A 20,000-nucleotide genomic window follows, 5' to 3' on the forward strand; every position below is an offset into this window, starting at 1 on the left:
CGAATCCTTTTCCGAAAGCATATGATTCCAGGTGTTGATAAACAGAATGGTTTTTTGATTTTCTCTCATGAGTTGCTCTGGTTTCAAAACGGAATCAAAATGATACACCGGGTCTTCGGCGAATTTTTGTTTTCCCGAATAGACATTTTTGAGATGAACCGTCGATAGTTCTCCCGATTTTGAAAATTGAAGACGAATTGTTTCAATGTCTTTATATCTGCCGTATTTGAAACTTCTGTAGATCCTATAAATTCTATCTTTCCAAACGGAAGGATGTCGTTCGTCTTGAAAGACTAGATTCAGTTCGATTCTTTTTCCGGAAGGGGTTTCTCTTCGACTGCAATAAATAATTTCCAATCTATTCCCGTTTTCGATATCGCGGATCGGTTGGATAAAGAGAGGAAGTTCTTTTTGTGAACATTCCAAGTTTGGAGAAAAGGTGGGAAGTTTGTTCTTTGTATAAGAACATCCGACTGAAAAGAAAACGGAAAATCCGAATCGCAAAAGTCGATTTGCAAACATAGATTCGTGTTTTACAATTGGTAGGTTTCTAGTCAAACCTGAAAAAATGGATGAAGTTTCGAAGGGCGGAGGGAAATTGGCGGAGATGTTACCGGAATTCAAAACAGATGATCCTGAAGGAACTAAAAATTCGATCTTAAAAAAGATCAAAAAAATTCGGGAGGAACTTCCGATTCTCCTTAGAAAAAAGGAAAGAACTTACGATCGCGTCATTCGTCCTTTGAATGATCTTGTGCAAGAGATGCAGATTGAGTTCACAGTTCTTGCCCATCTCAACAGTGTAAAAAATTCCGAGCAAATCCAGGCTCTTTATACCGAGGTACTTCCCGAGATCACTACTTTTTATTCCGACTTGGGCCAGAACGAGGAATTGAATCTCGTATATCAGGAAATTTTAAAGAATGAAAACGATACCTTGAACGTTCCCCAAAAAAAGGTACTGCAAGATGCCATCACGCAGTTTAAGTTGAGTGGAATCGGGCTTCCACCGGAAATTAAAAAAAGAATTCAGGAGATTCAGGTTCGTCTTTCCGATCTGGGCAATCGGTTCTCTCAGAATCTGCTTGATGCGACTAATTCCTTCGAACTCGTTTTGGATCGCCTTGAGGACGTGGAAGGAATTCCCGAATCGGATTTGAACGCGGCTAAAACGGAGGACGGAAAATATCGTTTCACACTTCATATGCCTAGTTACATGGCGTATATGACCCACGGTCCGAATCGATCTATTCGAGAATCCTTATATAAGGCTTATACTACGAGGGCACCTCAGAACGGAAAACTGATTGAGGACATACTCTTGTTAAGAAACGAACTTGCAAAACTGCTTGGTTATCGCCATTACGTGGAACTTTCTTTGGCGACCAAGGTAGCCGATTCCGGGAAGACGGTTTTGAAATTTTTGAGGGATCTTGCAAAACAAGTGAAGTCGATCGCGGAAAGGGAATTTGTCGATCTTTCGAATTTTGCGAAGACCTTGGGGATAGATTCTCTTCAGGCTTACGATACTGCGTTTGCGAGTGAGAAATTGATGAAATCCAGATTCGATTTCGACGAAGAGGAAACCCGTCCTTATTTTGAGAAAGAAAGCGTCGTTTTCGGAACATTCCAATTTTTGAATAAACTTTTCGGGTTGGAATTTCGTAAAACGTCCGCTCAGGTTTGGGAAGAAAAAGTTCAGGTATACGACCTTTATCGGTCAGGGAAACTTCTCTCCCGGCTGTATTTGGATTTGGAATCCCGCAAAGACAAACAAGGCGGGGCTTGGATGCACAATTGGCATTCTAAAAATCGAATCGTGAATGAGGAAATTCTTCCGACGGCGTTCGTAGTTTGTAATTTTCCGGTTTCTACGAAAGATTCTCCTTCTCTATTAAAACACAGGGACGTGGTCACTTTTTTCCACGAGATGGGGCACGCGCTACATCATCTTTGTACGAAAATCGAAGAACCTCCGGTCAGTGGAATCAACGGTGTCGAGTGGGATGCGGTGGAATTTCCTTCCCAGTTTTTGGAGAATTTCGCGACTGAAGCGGGAGTTCTAAAGATATTCGGAAGACATCATAAAACCGGAGAAACGATTCCGGATTCTATGATCGTAAAACTTAAGGAGACTAAAAACTTTCTTTCCGCAATGGGAATTGTAAGACAACTCGAATTCTCTCTTTTCGACATTCTCATTCACGAAAAAAATTATACCGAAGAAGAAGTACATTCCATTCTTCAGAATGTTCGCAAAGAAGTTGCGGTAGTGATTCCACCTGAATACAATCGTTTTCAAAACGGATTTTCCCATATCTTCTCCGGAGGTTATGCCGCGGGATATTATAGTTATAAATGGGCCGAAGTGATGAGTGCGGACGCCTTTTTCGCGTTTGTCGACAAAGGAATCTTTGATCCGGAACTTTGTAACGCATATTTTACGGAAATCTTGGAAAAGGGAGGAAGCGAAAACGCGATGGTTCTTTTCAAACGACTATTAGGAAGAGATCCGGAAGTCGGATCTCTTCTCAAACTTTACGAATTAAAAGAAAGTTATTAGGAAAGACTTTTCCTGAAATTTTGGAGGAGAGTTTCCTTTCCTGCTAAAAGAACTTCGACCTGATCCTGATCGATGTTATAAACGACATTACTACGAAGTGCGTCTTTGAATTCATTCTGGTCGATCTGTTTTTGATCGTAGTTTTCCTTTAGGAAATTATACCAACCTGCCAAAAGAACTTTGAGATGAGAAAGTTCTCGGATCGGGATCGAAATTACTTTTTCTGGTTCCATAGAAACCACAGTAGGCTATTTTGCGTACTGAGAGAGTCAAATCAATTTTAAACGACTGCTCAGAATTTCGGCGTTCATTCGATTCTTGCCTTGGCTCTTGCAATGATTTTTTTAAGAGTCTGTTTTTCTTTCTCCACGAGCGCCGGGCCCTGTTTTGTTTTCATAAATGTAAGGTATCCTTTCCAATCGTTTAACAAATCCAAGGGATGATTGTTCGGGTAAAAAGGGCGTAGTTCTTCGTCGATCATAGAGAGGTTTGCAAAACCAGAGCAGTCTGCCATCGTAAAAACGTTTCCCGCGATATAAGGAGAAAATCGAGCCACTCTTTGAAGCGCTTTTACTCCTTTGACCAGAATCGGATGAACTTCTTCGATCAATTCGGGAGAAACGGCTTTTCCTTTCATGCTCAGAAGATAGATTCTTCTCGCGGGAATGTCCAAATACATTTCTATCATCGTCGTAATTTCTCTGACCCTTGCGGCTTCCCAGGGATCTTCCGGGATTAGTTTTGGTGTTTTGGGAAAAATCGTATCTAAGAATTCTAAAATAGCTCCGGACTCGGATATGAATTTTCCGTCTAGTTCCAGAACCGGAATTTTTCCCATCGGGCTGATCTTTAAAAATTCTTCGTCTTGAGAAGGAGAAACCCTGATTTGTTCGTAATCTAATCCTTTTTCCAAAAGTCCCAGCTTTACTTTGTTTACATAGTTACTGATGTTTGAGCCGTACAGTTTGAGCATAGAAAGGAAAAATAAGAATCGATGTTCGTTGGCAAACACTTTTTCCGAGTGATTTTGCGGTTTGTCTTAAAGCCCAAATATTCATGATTGGAAAGTTTTTAAATTCCTAACAAGCTAACACCGAATCGCTTGAATCTTCGTCTTTGATACTTTCCAAAAAAAGTCTTTCTCTCTTTTTTCCTGCGATTAATTTCGACCGCAAGAGGAAATCTATAAATGGCAAAAACGGCAATCATTACGGGTGGTACAGTCGGAATCGGCTATGAACTCAGTAAGCTTATCGCGGCGGATGGTTACGATCTGATTCTCGTAGCGAGAAACGAAAAAACTTTAAAAAAGGTAAAGAAAGAAATCGAAACGTCAGCTAAGGTAAAGGTGGATACTCTTTCCATTGATCTTGCGGATCCGAAGGCTTCCAAAAAGATTTTTGACTTCGCGAAAAAATCGAAAGCAGTTGTGGAAATTCTTGTGAACAACGCGGGTTTTGGAACGAACGGAAGATTCGATCGAATGGAATTGCAGAAAGAACTTCAGATGATCCAAGTGAACGTGGCTTCTTTAGTCGAGTTGACACATCTTTTTTTACGGGATATGGTGGAGCGTAAAAATGGGAAAATTTTGAATGTAGCGTCCACTGCGGCGTTTCAACCCGGGCCGAACATGGCGAATTATTATGCGACGAAAGCCTATGTGCTGTCTTTTTCGGAAGCAGTCTACGAAGACGTTTATAAGGATGGGGTAACGATAACCGCCCTTTGTCCCGGACCTACGAAAACCGAATTTTTTGAAAGAGCGGAGATAACCAAGTCGAAATTTTTGAATAACCCAATTGCTCCGATTATGAACGCGAAAGAGGTCGCTGAAATCGGATACGACGCTCTGAAGAGAGGAAAGCCGGTCGTAATATCGGGAACTTTGAACAAAATATTGGCCCAAAGTGTAAGGATCACACCCCGATTCATTATCCGTAAGATTGCGAAATTTTTGAATAAAAACAATTGAACAAAGATGCAAGGATCGATTCTAGATTTGGCGGTTCCCTTTTTTCTGGTTTTGATCGGATTGGAGGTTTTTTATTCCCGGGTAGTCGGAAAGAAAGTATATCGGTGGAACGATACGGTTGCCGATTTAAGCACGGGCATTTTATTTTCTTTGACAGGGATCCTTGTAACGGTCGTTTCCCTTTGGGTTTATGAGAAGTTTAGAATATTTTGTTCTTTGCAAGTTCTGTTCGGGATTTCGGAAATCCCTTTGGGGTCACCGTTTTTATTGGAGAATGGAAGTATTCAAATCCGATTTCGAAATTTGACTGGCTGGATTTTCGTATTTTTAATGGTGGATTTCGTTTACTATTGGTTTCACAGGGCTACGCATGAAATTAACTTTCTCTGGGCTTGTCACGTAACGCATCATTCCAGCGAAGAATTCAATCTTGCCGTCGCTTTGCGACAGTCTAGTTTTCAGAGGGTTTTCGAATATACCTTTAATCTTTTGATTGCGTTTTGCGGAGTTCCTTGGCAGGCATTTTTATTGGCTCACGGGATTTTAAAGATCTACCAATTTTGGGTGCATACGAGATTGATCGGAAAGCTCGGATTTTTGGAGGAAATTTTGGTTACTCCGGCGCATCATCGGGTTCATCATGGAAGGGATCCCAAATACATCGACAAGAATCACGGAGGAATTTTGATTTTTTGGGATCGAATTTTTGGTTCTTTTGCGAGAGAGGAAGAAGAGCCGATATACGGGCTTACAAAGCCGGTGACTACATTCGATCCTGTGTACACGAACCTTCACGTTTACGAAGAGATTTTTTCTTTGGTACAAAAGACGAAGAGTTTCAAGGAGAAAGTTCTCATTCTTCTCAAACCGCCCGGATGGAGACCGACGAGTCTCGGGCCTTCCATTCTCCCTCAAGAAATCGATCGAAGCCGATATGAAAAATTCGATCCGATTGTATCCGAGCAAAAGACCGTTTTAGGAGTTTTGGAATTTCTTTTTTGGACCGTTCTTTCCTTGCTATTACTGAAATTTTTCAAATCCGGGAATTTGGCTCTCTGGAAAATTTTTCCCGTAATCGTATATGTCTTTTACGGATTTAAACATACTGGGTCTGTGTTAAACGGAAGTTCCAGAGGAAGGTTTCGAATCGTTTTTCTTCTTTTGGGGGGAATTGTTCTTTCCTGGGTTTTGTTTTTCGTTTGAGTTCCGAGTTGGAACAAAGGTCCAATTTGAAATTATGACCTAAAAATGGTAGGTTGTATCTATGCGAAAAACAACAATCCCCGCATTCCTTATTTGCGTTTACTTTGTTTCGTATCCTTTGTTCGGGATTGATTTCGCTCATCTCGACGATTCTCCCTTCGGATTGGAGGATACTTTTGAATATTTCGAAGACTCTTCTGGGAGTTTGCGTTTTTCCCAGATTAGGTCTTTGGCGGAGGAAGGAAAATTCAATTCCGGTAATATAAGTTCATTAGGATATACGAATTCTGTAATTTGGATTCGGTTGAACGTCAGGAATTCTTCGGATCGGTCAATTCGTTGGATTCTCGAATATCAGTTTCCCGACGTGGATCTTATAGAATATTACGATTTCAAGATGGGAGAATCTCCTTTTTATCGAGCTGGGGATGGAATTCCATTTGCGCTTCGCCCGGTTCAGTACCGAAATCCCGTCTTTTTTTCCGTAGCTCTTCCTAAAACGAATAAGTTCGTTTTTTTAAGAATCAAGTCGGATTCCAGGATTCAGCTTTCTTTTCGCTACTACTCGGCTGACACATTTTACAAAAAAGTAATCTTCGAACAGTTCTTATTCGGACTTTTTTTCGGCTCCATGCTGATACTGGCGTTTTATTACCTTCTTTTATATTTTTATACAAAGGAAAAAAGTTATTTCTATTTTGCCGCGTATATCTCCGGGTTTTCTTTTTTCCAGTTCGTTTTGGAAGGATTTGGGTTTCAAGTCCTTTGGCCCGACGCCGTATTTTGGACAAATTCGAGTGTTCCGTTCTTTTTTCTGATTTCTCTTTTTTTGATGTGTTTATTCGTGAACGTTTATCTGGATCTGGAAAATCGATCCAAGACATCGTTTCGTTTATTTCGATATTCTCAAGTTTTACTTTTGCTTTTCGCTCTGTGTTCTCCGTTTGTTCCGGAACGATTCGGGATTTGGATCGGATTGTTTATGACTCTCGGTTGTATGGTTCTTCTTTTTATCAACGGAATTCGAAGTTTCACTCAGGGAAGTGTTTCCTATTTTCTTTTTGCCTGGGGAGTTTTATTTTCCGGCGTGATTTTGTTTTTATTTCTAGAAAGCGGTTGGTTCAAAAATTTTTCTTTGCGGTTTTGGGTGATAGAAATCTCTTCTTTGCTTCATGTGGTTCTTATGGGGCTCGGTCTTGCCGATCGTGTAAAGATATTATCCAGAACTTTATCTGTGAAAATCAGAGAGCTTCGTTTTGCAAAACGAGTCGCGGAACGTTCCGAAAAACGTTTTAAAAACCTTTTTGAGGAATCGGAAGAATTTCTTTTTACGATGGATACGAACGGAAAAATCCGCAATGCGAATAAAGCCCTCGGAAGGCTTTTGGGATTTGATTCGGAAGAAGTGATTGGTTGGGATTTTTTGGACCTGATCTTTGTATCCGGAGTTAAAAATGCTTCTTATGCCAAAGTTTTAGCTCGAGATAAAATCGAAGAACTTTTGACGACGGGAAAAAGTTCGGAATTCACCGCGGAATTCAGGCAGAAATTCGTATTGGAACCGCGTCAGATTCGGGTTCGACTTCAGCTTTTGGATCTCGGGAGTGAGAAGTGTATTTTAGGAAAAGCTTATGAACTAAACGAGGATGTTTTTGCTAGATTCATCGTAAGCGAATCCATGCATTTCACCTTAAATAATTATCTTAGGAACGCAGATCTTTTGAGTCGTTTTTTGACAGTAAATCTTGCCCGTTTTGTAGGAACGGAAGTTGTGATTGCGATTCGGACTTGTATCCGAGAAATCATTATTAATTCGATCGAACACGGAAATCTTGCGATCAGTTTTGACGAAAAAACGGAGGCATTGGATGAGGGACGTTATCTTGAACTCATTCAGGGACGTCAGAAAGAACCGTTCTACAACCGTAGAACGGTCAAAGTCTCGTATTCTTTGAACGCTCGTAGAATCGGCTTTCTAATCGGCGACGAGGGAGAAGGTTTCGATTATAAGAAAATTCTAAATTTAGACATCGAGAAGTTGAACGAAACAAGTTTGACGCACGGTCGTGGAATTCTAATGACCCGGTCCGTTTTCGATATTGTTCGGTTTAATGAAAAAGGAAATCGGGTTCTTTTGATCAAGTATCTTAAAAAACCGCTTCGTTACAAACGGGAAAAAACGTCTTTTAACGTTTAAGCGAAAATGCGAGAGTACTTAAACCTTTTAATCGTTTGTTTCGGATAAGCCTATTTGTGAAATTTTCATGTATAGTAGGTTTTGAAAAACAATTTCCGAGTTTGTGTTTTTTGATATGAAAAAGTTTTCGTGGAAGTTGTCCGAAAAACATTCTAAATTTTTGAAGTTGGAATCGGGTTTCGTCTTTTGTAGATTTGTGACTAGTTCGCGGATGTCGATTTGCGATTGACGGTGGTAATTGGATGATTGATTTATAAAGAGTATATTCAAAAAATAAAGATTAAAATTTCTGAGAGACTCCTAAGAAAAGGGTAGTTGTCAAAACTTGAAATTCCAATTTGCGAGAAAATTGGCGGGTCACTAACATAGCGGTTTGGTTTGTGGATTCGGTAAGAAGAGTCACATTTCCGTTTTCACTCAGATAAAAACTCGCAGATTCCCCGTTAAAGGTTCCGGATAAGGAAGGAATGTTGATCCAGGAAAGTGCGATGCCCAGTTGAAGGCTTGTGAATTCGGTGATCTTTCTGCTGATGGCTCCTTCCAAACGGAATTCGATTCCGGTTCCGGTCAAAGAACCTTCCTGGCGAAAGGTTTCTTTTGCCGAAGTTGCGTATCCTTTGGAATCCCAATATACTTGAGACATTCCGATTCCAAGACCGCTTTGAAAGATCCAGCGCTTATAATTCCATTCGTGCCAATACATTAGAAGAAAGTAGGGATTCGAAAGTTTAAAACTTAAATCCGTGTAAAAAGGTTCCGAAGAAAATTGTTTCAATCCGAACTTTTGCCATTCTCTGTAACCGCCGATGAGTCCGACCCAACTTTCGGAAGAGATCTTTTTACGAAGGAATAATTCTCCCTGAGCAATTCGGTTTGGAGGATCGAGTACGGTTTTGGAAGCGATTCTAGGATCGTAGGTGTCGGTAAAACCTCTCAAGAAAGAATTGAGTCTATCTTCTCCTTTATATCCGATTCCTGCCCTAAGCCCGAGTTCCCAGTAATGTTCCTCTAGGCTTGGTAGTTCCAATGCGGGTTTGGAAGAATGAGTTTTTGTTTTGGGAAATTCGCCTTCCGCCTTTAAAATGGATTTAGGAAAGAGGAAAAAAAATAAGACACTCAAGAAGATCCCGAAAATTTTGCTGGTAGCCCTCATAATTACAGGATTTCTAGCAAGGACTTCCATACAAAGCGGATTTTCTTCCTATCGGGTAGGACCATGTTGCAATTTCATTTTTTTCAGTTTTTCGATTGGGACTTAGTTAGATTCTTTTTCTACTTCTTGAGCTTTATCGGGATCTTCCTAACGTTCAGACTCCGCTTCCCACAACTCCGGTTCTTCTTTCTCGCCGTAAAAATTTTCTCGGGCAATATGGACCATAAGGGTTCTCGAGGAAGGTTGGTTCACTCACAAGCGTTCTTTTCTGGAACTGCGTCTTCCCTCGTTCCGGGCTCGGTGATCGGCTCTGCTCTGGCTTTGATGATCGGTGGGCCGGGAGTTTTATTTTGGATTTGGATTTCTTCCTTTTTCATCATGCCTCTTCGATTTGTCTCTTCCACTCTCGCGATTCGCTTTAGAACCAAAACCGCATCCGGAAGATATCTTTCCGGCCCGATGTATTTCATTGAAAGAGCGTTGAAAGCGAAATGGCTCGCTATGAGTTTTGCGACCGTAGGGCTTTTGACGGTACTTGTGATGGGCGGAGCGGTACCTATGTTGTATGTGACTCATATCACAAATCGAGCTTTCGAGATAACGGGAATGACGGTTCCGTTTTTGTTGTCCGTGATTCTCGTATTTATTGTATTAGGCGGGGTAAGAAGGGTCGGAAAAGTTTCGGCGTATCTGGCTCCGATTGGGATTCTTTTGTTTTTTTTCGGATGTTTCTTTTTGTTTAAAAATTCCCTGATGAACTTCGAAGATTTTCTCCGTTTGTCGTTTCAAGAAGCGTTTCAACCTGCGGCTGCGATTACGGGAGGAAGTTTTGTTCTTGCGAGAATTTTCGGTATGGCTTCTGGAATGTTTTTCGTTTCCACGGAAACCGGGATCGGCAAAAGCGCTGGGTTATCCGGAGTCGTAAGAACGGATTATCCAGCGAAACAAGGTCTCGTAAGTATGCTTGCTACCTTTTTTGAAGGTTTTATCATTTCCACACTCGTGATCTACGTGCTTTCTTCTTATGGCGCGTTTAAGGCAGAAGAGCAAGTTGTATTTTTAAACGCTTTGTTTCAAGGACATGCCAGTCCCGTAAATCTCGCTTTTTTCGGTTCTTTTTTACTATTCGGGGTCGTTTCGATCACTGGTTGGTTTTACACGGGAGAGCAGAATGCGCTCTATATGTTTGGGGAAAGGTTTGCGAACTTTTTTAGAATGCTCTTTCTGGTTACGATTCTTTCGGCCGCTTATCTCTATGTGAAGAATGGAGATTGGATTCTTTTTGAAGTTTTCGGTTTGGGGTATTCTCTTTCGATCATTACCGCCGTTCCGGTTTTGATTTCTTTGGTTTTGCTTGAGAAAATCGCGAGAATGGAATTAAAACGATTCTTGGCGGAAAGCGGAGCGCGATACGAAGTTTTGAAGGATTTTTATCTTCTAATATTGTCCATCGTTCCTAAGAATTTACTTTCTCTCTTATTCGGACTTCTTGCTTCTTTCAGGCTTCCGCGTTTTCTTTTGATCCCGATTTTGAAGGCATTTGCAAGAGCGTATAAAATCAACGTTGATGAGGCGGAATTCGAAATCCGGGAATATAATTCTCTCAACGCATTTTTCACGAGAGCCTTAAAGGCGGGTGCTAGGATCATAGATTCCGCAGACAACGAAATGGTATCTCCCGTGGACGCAAGGATTACCGGTTACGGGGATATCAATCAAAGGATTATCATTCAAGCCAAGGGAGTTGATTATAACCTGAAGGAGCTTTTAGGGGGAGGCGGGTCGAAGTATATAGACGATTTTACAAACGGAAAATACATCACATTTTATCTTTCACCCCAGGACTATCATAGGATTCATTCTCCTGCGTATGGAAAAATTTTGGGTTATTACTATGAGCCCGGAAAGTTATTTCCGGTAAACGAGCTTGCGGTTTTTGGTATTCGAGGGCTTTTTCCGAAGAACGAAAGATTGATCACCTATCTACAGACCGAGTACGGAAAGGTGGCTGTCATCAAGGTGGGTGCTTCGAATGTGGGAAGAATTCGAGTAACTTACGACAATAAGATCGTGACGAACAGTCTCATTCGAACTGCGAGAACCGTAGAATATAAGGAAGTTTCGATCATGATCGGCAAGGGAGCCGAACTAGGGCGATTCGAAATGGGATCAACGGTGATTCTTCTTATGGAAAAAGATACGTTTCAGTTCGATGCGCTTACCGTGAATGAGAAAATTACTTATGGAACCACGATCGGAAGATTCGGAGAGAAAAAGTGTAAACTTCCTAAGTAGTTAGAAGTTATTTCAAAAACTTTCCACTCGATTTTGAAAGATCGTCGTCTGTAAAACAAGAAAAGAATCATTTTAGGATAATGTATGATAGGTCGTAAGGATTGGTGGATCTGAAGTTAGGATTTTATTTTTGGAAAACGATCTTATACTGAAATGATATAGAACGATTAGAAAATGCCAAATGCGATTTTGAAATTACTCGTATGAACCATTCCGATGGAAAAAGTGTAATTATGGATAAAAATGATGCAGCTGAGTTTAAAAGCGACCACACCCGATCGGATTGATTTTGATGAGAATTATTTGAAGATCACCTGGAAAGACGGAGTGACTTCGGTCTTCGATTTGTTGGATCTTAGAAAACGTTGTCCTTGTGTCGTTTGTAAAGGGGGACACGGAGGAAAAGTAGGAACTACTACCGGTGCGATCCAGTCGATTCGGCTTTATTCCATCAACAAAGTCGGAAGATACGCGATCAATCCAATCTGGAGCGACAATCATCAAACGGGGATTTATTCTTATGATTCTTTGAGAATGTTTGCGGATGGTTTGGGAGGGGAGCTTGTGAAGGAAGGCTGAACTCGAAAAGAGACATGTAAAATTTTATCCAGAGATAGAATTTGTGGGAACTCATACTCGGTAGAAAGAAGATAGGATAGGTTCCCGGTTGTTTTCCCGAAAAAAGGTTGTTTTCGCCCGAAAATTAGATGGAATCAGACTGGGAAGAAAAAAAGGGGTGACAAAAATCCTTTTCTTATGTCCCATAAACTAAAATTCCCGGGAGAGTTCCCAAAATGGGTGAAGGTTCCCTTTCACAGGAAGAGATTGACGCATTACTCGCCGGAGCAAGTGATTCATTTGATTCGGGTGCGGTGGCATCTAGTGCCACACAAAAAGAAGTTCCAGGGATGTCTCCCGTGGATCGGGATATTCTGTCGGATCTTCTTTCTTCCTGTTTTCAAGTCGCTGGAAATACATTAGGTGCTGTTCTTTCTCGCTCTTCCGCGTTTTTGAATCCGAATGTGGAAACCAAATCTCGAAAGGATGTGGAATCCGAACTTAAATCCGGATCTTTTCTTTTATATTCGACTCTGTCTGGAAGTGTAAACGGGAGAATCGTTCTTGCGATGTCTGCAGAAAATGCGGTGAAAATCGCAAATTCTATGATGGGCGGTTTTGAGTCGGGAGAATTGGACGAAGCCCAAATACAGACACTTCGAGATTCTCTTACTCCCGTAATGGGGGCCTTAATTTCTCAAATTAGCACGAAAACCGGGGGCGGGGTGAATGGCTCTCCCTCTGAAACTAGAAATGTAACTTCTCCCGCTGCACTGGTTCTACCGGACGGAGAAACTATGGTGCGTGTCTTTTTTAATCTTACCATCGAAAGTATTCCTTCCTTTCGAGTTCAATTCTTACTTTCTCTATCCACAGCTTCGGATTTGTTGAATCTTTATCGCCGTTCTGGAAGTGCCGGCGGCGATATTGGCGGGATGGGAATGGGTGGGATGGGGATGGGAATCTCCCCGGGTTCCATGTCGGTAAAGTCGGTTGCGTTTCCGAATTTAGGAACCGCGAGCGGTGCGTCGAACACTCCGAATCTAAATCTTCTCATGGACGTTCAGATGAGCGTAACGGTGGAGTTAGGAAGAACCAAGATGTATATCAAAGATATCTTAGGTTTGGGCGAGGGTTCCATTATCGAGTTGGATAAACTCGCGGGCGAACCTGTGGATCTTTTGGTAAACGGAAAACTGATCGCAAAAGGCGAGGTTGTTGTTATCGACGAAAACTTTGGAGTGCGCGTAACGGATATCGTAAGTCCTACCGATCGGATCAAGCCGGAGGGCAAGTGAGGTTCTTAGGCATCTTTGAGATGGATGGAAGGAGCGCCTTTCCCATCCTTGCAGTTTTAGTTATATTCAATTTTACTGTTGTTTCTTTAGCCGCTCAATCCGAAAGGGAGCTTATGGATGAGGCTCTCAAAAAAGAGTTGGGTCGCTCTTCTGCCAAAGATGAAAATAAGAATTTAGAGACAAATTCCGATGTAAAAAAAACCGACTCTTCCAAAACGGAAACTCCTTCCACCGGAGTAAAGTCTTCTCCAAATAATTCTGCCGAAACGGAGACAAATCCGGTCGCGGAACGTTATAAGACTCAGGACGAAGGGCCCGGAATCGCCGGGACTTTGTTTCGAGTCGTTTTTATTCTTGGGTTGCTTTGTGTAGCACTTTATTATATTCTAAAATATGTATCTAAGAATCGAGAAGGTCGCCTTCCGGTCCGAGGTGAGATGAGCCTCCTTTCGAGTATGATGCTCGGACCGAACAAACAACTTCAGATCGTGGACGTTTCCGGAAAGTTATTGGTCCTCGGAGTTGCGGACAACGGAATCAACTTGATTACGGAGATTACGGATACGGAAGTCAAACATAGGATTCTGCAAAAGAAAGAAAACTTTCAGCCCCCCGAAGGAGGGTTTTTAGTTACGGTTCTCGAACAGATCAAGGATTTGAATTCTCGGATTTCCGGAGAGGGATTGGTCGATTCGAACGAAAAGGTGAAAGCCGCCCGGGAAGAGAAACGAAGGCAGGCCCGTAAGAAATTGGATGAACTCAAAGAGAAAACAAGCTCGCTTGAAAGCGGGCTTTTCGATTTGAAATGACGTAAAAGAGTCGGAAATTTAGGGAAAGATTCTTCAGGTGAAAATGAGACATAAAAAACTTATCAAGAACATAATGTGGATATTCTTGCTTGTGGCGAGTTTGTTCCTAGGTTCTTCTTTTTTCACTTTGGGGGCTCAATCTTCCGGAACTCGAATTCCAATTCCTAATTTGAACATCAACGTAAACGAGGCGAAGAGCCCAAGAGAAACGAGCCTTTCTTTGATGGTTCTGTTTCTGGTTACGATTCTTTCCCTGGCTCCTGCGATCGTGATGTCCCTGACTTCCTTTACAAAGATAGTGATCGTTCTTGATTTTGTGAGAAGGGCTCTTTCGATTCAGAATCTTCCGCCGAATCAGGTGATGATGGGCCTCGCTCTTTTTATGACTTTTTTTATCATGGCTCCTACATTGAATACGGTCAATGAAAGAGCTTTGACTCCGTATTTGGAAGGTAAAATCGATACGAACTCTTTCTTTGAAAAAGGAATGGTTCCTATTCGTGAGTTCATGATGCGTCAAATCGGAACCTCCGGCGCCAAAGACGTGGCTCTATTTTTAAAAATTGGAAAAGTGGAAGAAGTGGAATCCTTCGACGACGTTCCTTCCTACGTTTTGATTCCGGCATTTATGTTAAGCGAAATCAAAAAGGCTTTTTGGATTGGAATCATCATTTTCATTCCGTTCATCGTGATCGACCTCGTGGTCGCATCGGCGCTTCTTTCTATGGGCCTCATGATGTTACCTCCTGTGATGGTTAGCCTTCCGTTTAAGTTGATTCTGTTTGTTCTTGTGGACGGTTGGAACCTGATTGTTTACGAATTGGTCCGGAGTTATAAATGACGGAACTCGACGCAATGACTCTCATACGGGATTCGCTTTATATCACTCTGAAAATTTCGTCTCCGATTCTTCTTACCGCTCTGGTTGTGGGTTTGATCATCGGGATTTTACAGACTACCACCTCGATCCAGGAACCTACGATCGCTTTCGTTCCCAAACTCGTGGCTGTTTTTGTCGTGATCGTGATCTTTTCCTCTTGGATGATTCAGACGATGACGGATTATACTCGGAATTTATTTTTGATGATCGAGAAGTTTTAGAATATTATGGAATACTTTATCAATCATTTTCAAACGTTTCTGCTGATTCTTGCGAGATTGATGGGATTATTGTCCGTTGCGCCCGTATTCTCCTATCCTTCCATCAGCATTCCTCAGAAGATGATTTTTTCGTTTTTGGTTTCCGTGATTTTATTTCCGGTGACCGCCGGTTTTTTGCCTCCCGTTCCCGGGGATATGGGAAGCTACGGACTTGTGGTTATCGCGGAAGCTCTGATCGGAATGCTTCTCGGTTTTTTGATTAGTTTGATCTTTGCGGCATTTCAAATGGCCGGAGAATTTTTTAACGTTCAATTGGGTTTCGGTTACGCGGAGATTTTGGATCCTGTGACCCAGACTAGTTTGCCTGTGATCAGTACTCTTAAAAATCTTCTGGGAATGCTTCTCTTTTTGACTCTCGGCGCCTATCGAATCATGTTTGAAAGTCTTGCATATTCCTTCGAGAAGATTCAGGTTTTAAGATTTGTTCCCGAGATTCAAAACGGAATTTACAGGGCGATGGAAGACGCGGTCGGAGCGATGTTTCTCGTCGCGTTTAAGTTATCCCTTCCCGTTCTTGGAATCATTCTGCTCGTGACTGTTTCCGAAGCTTTGATGGGGAAGGCCGCTCCACAGCTTAATATCTTGCAGCTATCCTTTCCGATTAAAGTTACGATCGGCTTGATCGTGATGATTTTTATTACTCCTTATCTGATTTCACAGATGGGGGCGGCTTTCGATTTGTCCTTTGATAAAGTCAATCTGATGCTTCAAGGATGGCCGAAACAATGAAGATGACTTTCTGGAAAAAAGGAGCTCTTGAAGTTAGGAGGGATATTCGTATAGTCGTTCGGAAATTTTGTAGTACTTCCGACGTCTTCTGTAATTTTGCATTTGCTGCTCGTTGGCAATCTCGCTCTCTAGGGATCGCTCGATTTCTAGGAACTCCGACAAACACCGTTTATGTGACCGCGCGCGCCGCCGATTTCAAAATCCATCTACAACTATTCGCAGCGGAAGACGAAGGCCGAACCGAGCCTGGGTCCGAGCGAAGAAGAAGAGAAGAGCGAGAAAAAGGGAATGTTCCCAAATCTCCCGAACTTCCAGCGGCGGTTGTATTACTCGCTGGAGTAATCCTCATATATCTCATGGGAGAATATTTCTTCATGAGAACGTTTTATATTCTCCGTAAATATATCCACGGAGTAGGACTTAAAACCGATATCAGTTCCGAGTCCGTGACCGAACTTTTGAAGAACGCTTCCACGGATTTATTCACTCTCCTCTGGCCTTTGCTCGGAATTACGTTAGTCGGCGCTGTGATTGGAAATGTCGCACAGGTAGGATTTATCTTCACGCCCCGCGCTTTGAGTTTTAATTTCAGTAGGATCAGACCCAACTTTAAGAAAGTCCTTCCGACACGTCAGACACTCTTTAACTTGGGAAAATCCCTCGCAAAGGTAGGATTGATTGCGTGGGTTTCTTACATAATCATCAGTAAGGATTTTTTTCCGATCCTTATTTCCGGAGAGATGGGACTTGAACAGGCGGTTGCTCTCGTGATGAGTAGCTCTTTTAAGATCTTTTTGGTCGTAGGGATTATTCTTTTCGCGATCAGCATCGTAGACTATTTATATCAAAGATACGAATACGAAGAGTCTTTAAAGATGACTCCTTCCGAAGCAAAGAGAGAAGCCAAAGAATCCGACGGAGACCGCTCCCTTCAAGCAAGAAGAAGACAGCTCGCTCGTGATATGATGAATAAGCGAAAGATGCTCGCGAAGGTTCCGGAAGCGGACGTTGTCATCACAAACCCGACTCACTTTGCAGTGGCTTTGGAATACAAACCCGGAATTCACAAAGCGCCGATCGTAATTGCAAAGGGTGTGGACGACTTTGCGCTTCTTATCATTCGAATCGCAAGAGAAAACGGAGTTCCCACCGTGGAAGATCGTATTCAAGCACGAGGACTTTATGAGGAAGTAGAACTTGGGGCGGAAGTTCCGCAGCAATTCTATCGTGCGATCGCAACCATTCTCTCTCGTTTGGAATCTTTCCGGAAAGCCGTATAAGAGGAAATTATGGAAAAGAAATGGTGGAATCAATCTGACGTGATTTTAGGAGTCGGAGCCGTTGCGATCGTCGCAATGCTCGTTATTCCTCTTCCCGGGCTTATATTAGATATTTTGATTATTGTTAGCTTGGCAGTTGGGCTTTTGGTTCTTCTGACTTCGCTTTCGGTCAACGAACCTGCTGATTTTTCGATCTTTCCGAGTTTACTTCTCATTACTACGTTGTATCGACTTGCGCTCAACGTATCGACTACGAGACAAATTCTTTCCAAAGGTCCCGCGATGAACAGCCACGTCATTGATGCTTTCGGATCTTTTATCATAGGAAGCGAGTCCGGGCTTTCTAAATATGTGGTGGGGTTTATCATATTCATCATTCTCGTTCTTGTCCAAATTTTGGTGATCACAAAGGGTGCGACTCGGATTTCGGAAGTTGCGGCTCGTTTTACTTTGGATGCCTTACCGGGTAAGCAGATGGCGATCGATATGGAACTTTCTTCCGGAAATATCAACGAGGAGGAAGCCAAAAAAAGAAGAAAGAGGATAGAAGCCGAAGTGGACTTTTACGGTTCCATGGACGGAGCGAGTAAATTTGTTCAAGGAGATGTACGAGCCGGACTTATCATCACCGCCATTAATCTGTTAGGCGGAGTGATCATAGGTTCTTCGATTCGAGGAGAATCTTTCACCCAGGCCATCGAAACCTACGGAAAGTTTACCATAGGAGACGGACTCGTATCTCAGATTCCCGCGCTGTTAACAACGGTCGCAACTGGTATCATCGTCACTCGTTCCGGTTCCGAATCGGATCTTGCTACTCAGTTCAAAAGCCAGCTCTTCAGCAATTCCAAAGTTCTTTATGTGGTTGCGGGAAGTTTGGGATTTTCCGCATTTATTCCGGGACTACCGTTTATTCCTCTGGTTCTTCTTTCGGCGGGAATTGCTTACTTGGGATATTCGCTTGAACAAACCGTTAAGGAGCAACTCGAATCAATCGAGAAAAAAGAGAAAGAATCCGGTCAGGATCGTAAACCGAAAGATTTTTACGAAGAACTCAGAACCGATCCGATCGAAATCGAAGTCGGTTATCATTTAATTCCGTTAGTCGATACTTCCCAAGGCGGAGCGTTACTGGACCAAATCAGCAATCTCAGAAAAAAGTTTGCTCAAGACAACGGAGTTGTAATTCCTCCCGTGAGAATTTTAGACAACTTGGATCTGAATCCGGATACGTATTCGATCAAGATTAACGGAACTGAGGTGGGAACTTCCACGGTAAAGCCGGACAAGTTGATGGCTCTCAACACAAGCCCGGGAGCGGCGGAATCGATTCAAGGAGAGGATTTCTTGGAGCCTTCTTTCGGTCAAAAGGCGAAGTGGATTTCCTCCGAAGATAAGTCGGAGGCCGAAGCGAAAGGTTACACTGTGGTCGACGCATCTACTGTGGTTGTTACACATTTAAAAGAACTTTTGGCGACACACGCATCTACCTTGCTCGGAAGAGAAGAAGTCAAAAAACTTCTGGATCATTACAAAGCGAGTTATCCGACACTCATCGGAGAATTGGACGCAGACAAACCGGGTAACCTGGGAATCATCCAACAAGTGTTACAGAATCTTCTCAGAGAAGGTCTTGGAATCAGAAACCTCGTGCCTATACTTGAATCGATTGCAAACAATTTATCCAAGTATCAGAATCCGTATATACTCACGGAATTGGTGCGGCAGTCCGTTGCAAGAACCGTGGTGAAGGATTATCTTTCCATGGACGGTAAACTTCGGGTGATTACTCTTGAAAGTAGAATCCTCGATCGGCTCAATAAATCGATCACTCAGGACAGAATCGAAAACAGAGACATTCTTTCTCTAGCCCCCGATTTTTACAGAAAATTGATTGATAGCGTTGCCGAACTCTATCGAAATTTTCGAATCGAAGGAAAGTTTCCGATTTTCGTAGTAAACCGGGAAGTACGTTTACCGTTTTCGTATCTACTCGCAAAGGAGTTTCCTCCTCGCAATTTTGGAGTCCTTGCGTATGAAGAAATACATTCTTCCGTGGATTCGGTTATAGAGGCCGAGCTCAAACTTCCTCAAACACAAACCGCGACCGCGGGAGTAGAGGAGGAAGCATGAAGTTATTGGAATATTCGATCTTTCTAAAGGGAAAGGATCAGGGAGTTAAATATGGAATTCGCTAAAATTCGCGGTAAAAGTTACCAAGACTGTTTAATGGAAATGAAAATGAAGTACGGTTCGGAAGCGACTGTAATTTCTCAAACCGTAGTTACCGAAGGCGGAGTGATGGGAACGGGGCTTCTCGCTAAGAAGATGATCGAAATTCAAATCGGGATTCCGGAAAAACAGGCTTCTCGTGAAAAAATAGAACGTAAACTTCAGGATCTAAAGGATCTTTTAAAACAAAAGTCTTACGCTGCTCCGGAGAAAAAGAAAACACTCCAAACTTTAAAGCCTCTTTCCAGAGCTTTAGAAGAAAAGGAAACTACTACTGCCGTTGAGAATTCTTGGGAACTTGAAGAAGTCATGACTGAACCGGAAAGAGTCGGTCTTTCCTTCGAGAAGGAACTTTTTGAAAGAAATTCTCCGAGCCGAAAAGAGACTTTTACTGTTCGGGGGAAAAAAGATTCTCCCTTGAGCAGATTGGGAGAAAGATTCGTTCGGGAAGGAATGAGCCAAGGTTATGTGGAAGAAATTCTTTCCAAGATCGAAGAAAGACTTTCTCCGATCGATCAAGGACGTAATCACGCTGTTTCCGAAAGGG

Annotated in this window: 18 protein-coding genes (2 of these 18 only partly in view); 14 read left to right on the plus strand and 4 right to left on the minus strand. The window is 42.4% G+C overall.

Features of this window, described 5'->3' with window-relative positions:
• Positions 1–624 carry the 5' portion of a surface adhesion protein Lsa23 gene (gene lsa23 / locus LEP1GSC062_RS10765; RefSeq protein WP_039941793.1) on the minus strand. 90 nt of this gene lie to the left of the window's left edge, so only the first 624 of its 714 coding nucleotides appear in the window; the start codon lies at positions 622–624; its stop codon lies off the left edge, out of view.
• On the opposite strand from lsa23, the gene LEP1GSC062_RS10770 reads away from it, so the two are divergent.
• Positions 608–2,563, plus strand: coding sequence for a M3 family metallopeptidase (locus LEP1GSC062_RS10770; RefSeq protein WP_039941831.1), 1,956 nt, complete (start codon positions 608–610; stop codon positions 2,561–2,563). The two genes, lsa23 and LEP1GSC062_RS10770, sit on opposite strands and share 17 nt — an antisense overlap.
• Here the strand turns inward: LEP1GSC062_RS10770 and LEP1GSC062_RS10775 are convergent.
• Both LEP1GSC062_RS10775 and LEP1GSC062_RS10780 read right to left on the minus strand, forming a co-directional pair.
• Positions 2,560–2,796: a hypothetical protein gene (locus tag LEP1GSC062_RS10775; RefSeq protein WP_004495872.1), complete on the minus strand. Its 237-nt coding sequence runs from the start codon at positions 2,794–2,796 to the stop codon at positions 2,560–2,562. The two genes, LEP1GSC062_RS10770 and LEP1GSC062_RS10775, sit on opposite strands and share 4 nt — an antisense overlap.
• Before the next feature lie 74 nt (positions 2,797–2,870).
• The gene (locus LEP1GSC062_RS10780; RefSeq protein WP_039941833.1) at positions 2,871–3,536 is read right to left on the minus strand and encodes a glutathione S-transferase family protein; all 666 of its coding nucleotides are present in this window, start codon (positions 3,534–3,536) and stop codon (positions 2,871–2,873) included.
• 216 nt (positions 3,537–3,752) lie between these two features.
• Here LEP1GSC062_RS10780 and LEP1GSC062_RS10785 point away from each other — a divergent pair, with 216 nt between their 5' ends.
• The 3 genes from LEP1GSC062_RS10785 (at position 3,753) to LEP1GSC062_RS10795 (ending at position 7,938) form a co-directional block, all read left to right on the plus strand.
• Positions 3,753–4,538 carry an SDR family NAD(P)-dependent oxidoreductase gene (locus LEP1GSC062_RS10785; protein WP_010577822.1) on the plus strand — a complete coding sequence of 262 codons (786 nt, stop codon included), beginning with the start codon at positions 3,753–3,755 and terminating at the stop codon, positions 4,536–4,538.
• 6 nt (positions 4,539–4,544) lie between these two features.
• Positions 4,545–5,741 (plus strand): sterol desaturase family protein, encoded by a 1,197-nt coding sequence (locus LEP1GSC062_RS10790; RefSeq protein ID WP_010577823.1) that lies wholly within the window; start codon positions 4,545–4,547, stop codon positions 5,739–5,741.
• 61 nt (positions 5,742–5,802) lie between these two features.
• The gene (locus tag LEP1GSC062_RS10795; RefSeq protein WP_039941796.1) at positions 5,803–7,938 is read left to right on the plus strand and encodes a 7TM diverse intracellular signaling domain-containing protein; all 2,136 of its coding nucleotides are present in this window, start codon (positions 5,803–5,805) and stop codon (positions 7,936–7,938) included.
• Between the two features lie 280 nt (positions 7,939–8,218).
• Here the strand turns inward: LEP1GSC062_RS10795 and LEP1GSC062_RS10800 are convergent, their stop codons facing one another.
• A complete protein-coding gene (locus LEP1GSC062_RS10800) occupies positions 8,219–9,091 on the minus strand; it encodes an LIC_11366 family protein (protein ID WP_020984188.1) in 873 nt (290 codons plus the stop codon).
• A gap of 63 nt (positions 9,092–9,154) precedes the next feature.
• On the opposite strand from LEP1GSC062_RS10800, the gene asd reads away from it, so the two are divergent.
• From asd to flhF, 10 genes are all read left to right on the plus strand, one after another.
• Entirely contained in the window at positions 9,155–11,386 is a 2,232-nt protein-coding gene (gene asd / locus LEP1GSC062_RS10805; RefSeq protein WP_039941798.1) for an archaetidylserine decarboxylase, read from the plus strand.
• A 246-nt stretch (positions 11,387–11,632) separates the two neighbouring features.
• Positions 11,633–11,965 (plus strand): DUF971 domain-containing protein, encoded by a 333-nt coding sequence (locus tag LEP1GSC062_RS10810; RefSeq protein WP_010577825.1) that lies wholly within the window; start codon positions 11,633–11,635, stop codon positions 11,963–11,965.
• Positions 11,966–12,180: 215 nt separating this feature from the next.
• Positions 12,181–13,242, plus strand: coding sequence for a flagellar motor switch protein FliN (gene fliN, locus LEP1GSC062_RS10815; protein ID WP_010577826.1), 1,062 nt, complete (start codon positions 12,181–12,183; stop codon positions 13,240–13,242).
• The gene (gene fliO / locus LEP1GSC062_RS10820) at positions 13,239–14,051 is read left to right on the plus strand and encodes a flagellar biosynthetic protein FliO (RefSeq protein WP_039941801.1); all 813 of its coding nucleotides are present in this window, start codon (positions 13,239–13,241) and stop codon (positions 14,049–14,051) included. Before fliN ends, fliO begins: the two co-directional genes overlap by 4 nt.
• A 37-nt stretch (positions 14,052–14,088) precedes the next feature.
• Entirely contained in the window at positions 14,089–14,892 is an 804-nt protein-coding gene (gene fliP, locus LEP1GSC062_RS10825) for a flagellar type III secretion system pore protein FliP (RefSeq protein WP_039941803.1), read from the plus strand.
• Positions 14,889–15,152 carry a flagellar biosynthesis protein FliQ gene (fliQ, locus tag LEP1GSC062_RS10830; RefSeq protein WP_002556446.1) on the plus strand — a complete coding sequence of 88 codons (264 nt, stop codon included), beginning with the start codon at positions 14,889–14,891 and terminating at the stop codon, positions 15,150–15,152. Before fliP ends, fliQ begins: the two co-directional genes overlap by 4 nt.
• Before the next feature lie 6 nt (positions 15,153–15,158).
• Positions 15,159–15,941, plus strand: coding sequence for a flagellar biosynthetic protein FliR (fliR, locus tag LEP1GSC062_RS10835; protein WP_010577828.1), 783 nt, complete (start codon positions 15,159–15,161; stop codon positions 15,939–15,941).
• Positions 15,938–17,221, plus strand: coding sequence for an EscU/YscU/HrcU family type III secretion system export apparatus switch protein (locus LEP1GSC062_RS10840; protein WP_010577829.1), 1,284 nt, complete (start codon positions 15,938–15,940; stop codon positions 17,219–17,221). The genes fliR and LEP1GSC062_RS10840 overlap by 4 nt, the downstream gene beginning before the upstream one ends.
• Before the next feature lie 9 nt (positions 17,222–17,230).
• A complete protein-coding gene (gene flhA, locus LEP1GSC062_RS10845) occupies positions 17,231–19,354 on the plus strand; it encodes a flagellar biosynthesis protein FlhA (RefSeq protein WP_010577830.1) in 2,124 nt (707 codons plus the stop codon).
• 51 nt (positions 19,355–19,405) lie between these two features.
• On the plus strand, positions 19,406–20,000 hold the 5' end (the start) of the coding sequence (flhF, locus tag LEP1GSC062_RS10850) for a flagellar biosynthesis GTPase FlhF (RefSeq protein WP_010577831.1). 704 nt of this gene lie beyond the right edge of the window; only the first 595 of its 1,299 coding nucleotides appear in the window; the start codon lies at positions 19,406–19,408; its stop codon lies off the right edge, out of view.

The organism is Leptospira alexanderi serovar Manhao 3 str. L 60 (genome assembly GCF_000243815.2).
Taxonomy (GTDB): Bacteria; Spirochaetota; Leptospiria; order Leptospirales; family Leptospiraceae; genus Leptospira; species Leptospira alexanderi.

What these genes read in the sequence shown, in the direction of transcription:
- LEP1GSC062_RS10770 (WP_039941831.1), top strand. Translation starts at nt 608, where the DNA reads ATGTTACCGGAATTCAAAACAGATGATCCTGAAGGAACTAAAAATTCG.
- LEP1GSC062_RS10775 (WP_004495872.1), bottom strand. Translation starts at nt 2,796, where the DNA reads ATGGAACCAGAAAAAGTAATTTCGATCCCGATCCGAGAACTTTCTCAT.
- LEP1GSC062_RS10780 (WP_039941833.1), bottom strand. Translation starts at nt 3,536, where the DNA reads ATGCTCAAACTGTACGGCTCAAACATCAGTAACTATGTAAACAAAGTA.
- LEP1GSC062_RS10785 (WP_010577822.1), top strand. Translation starts at nt 3,753, where the DNA reads ATGGCAAAAACGGCAATCATTACGGGTGGTACAGTCGGAATCGGCTAT.
- LEP1GSC062_RS10790 (WP_010577823.1), top strand. Translation starts at nt 4,545, where the DNA reads ATGCAAGGATCGATTCTAGATTTGGCGGTTCCCTTTTTTCTGGTTTTG.
- LEP1GSC062_RS10795 (WP_039941796.1), top strand. Translation starts at nt 5,803, where the DNA reads ATGCGAAAAACAACAATCCCCGCATTCCTTATTTGCGTTTACTTTGTT.
- LEP1GSC062_RS10800 (WP_020984188.1), bottom strand. Translation starts at nt 9,091, where the DNA reads ATGAGGGCTACCAGCAAAATTTTCGGGATCTTCTTGAGTGTCTTATTT.
- asd (WP_039941798.1), top strand. Translation starts at nt 9,155, where the DNA reads ATGTTGCAATTTCATTTTTTTCAGTTTTTCGATTGGGACTTAGTTAGA.
- LEP1GSC062_RS10810 (WP_010577825.1), top strand. Translation starts at nt 11,633, where the DNA reads ATGCAGCTGAGTTTAAAAGCGACCACACCCGATCGGATTGATTTTGAT.
- fliN (WP_010577826.1), top strand. Translation starts at nt 12,181, where the DNA reads ATGGGTGAAGGTTCCCTTTCACAGGAAGAGATTGACGCATTACTCGCC.
- fliQ (WP_002556446.1), top strand. Translation starts at nt 14,889, where the DNA reads ATGACGGAACTCGACGCAATGACTCTCATACGGGATTCGCTTTATATC.
- fliR (WP_010577828.1), top strand. Translation starts at nt 15,159, where the DNA reads ATGGAATACTTTATCAATCATTTTCAAACGTTTCTGCTGATTCTTGCG.
- LEP1GSC062_RS10840 (WP_010577829.1), top strand. Translation starts at nt 15,938, where the DNA reads ATGAAGATGACTTTCTGGAAAAAAGGAGCTCTTGAAGTTAGGAGGGAT.
- flhA (WP_010577830.1), top strand. Translation starts at nt 17,231, where the DNA reads ATGGAAAAGAAATGGTGGAATCAATCTGACGTGATTTTAGGAGTCGGA.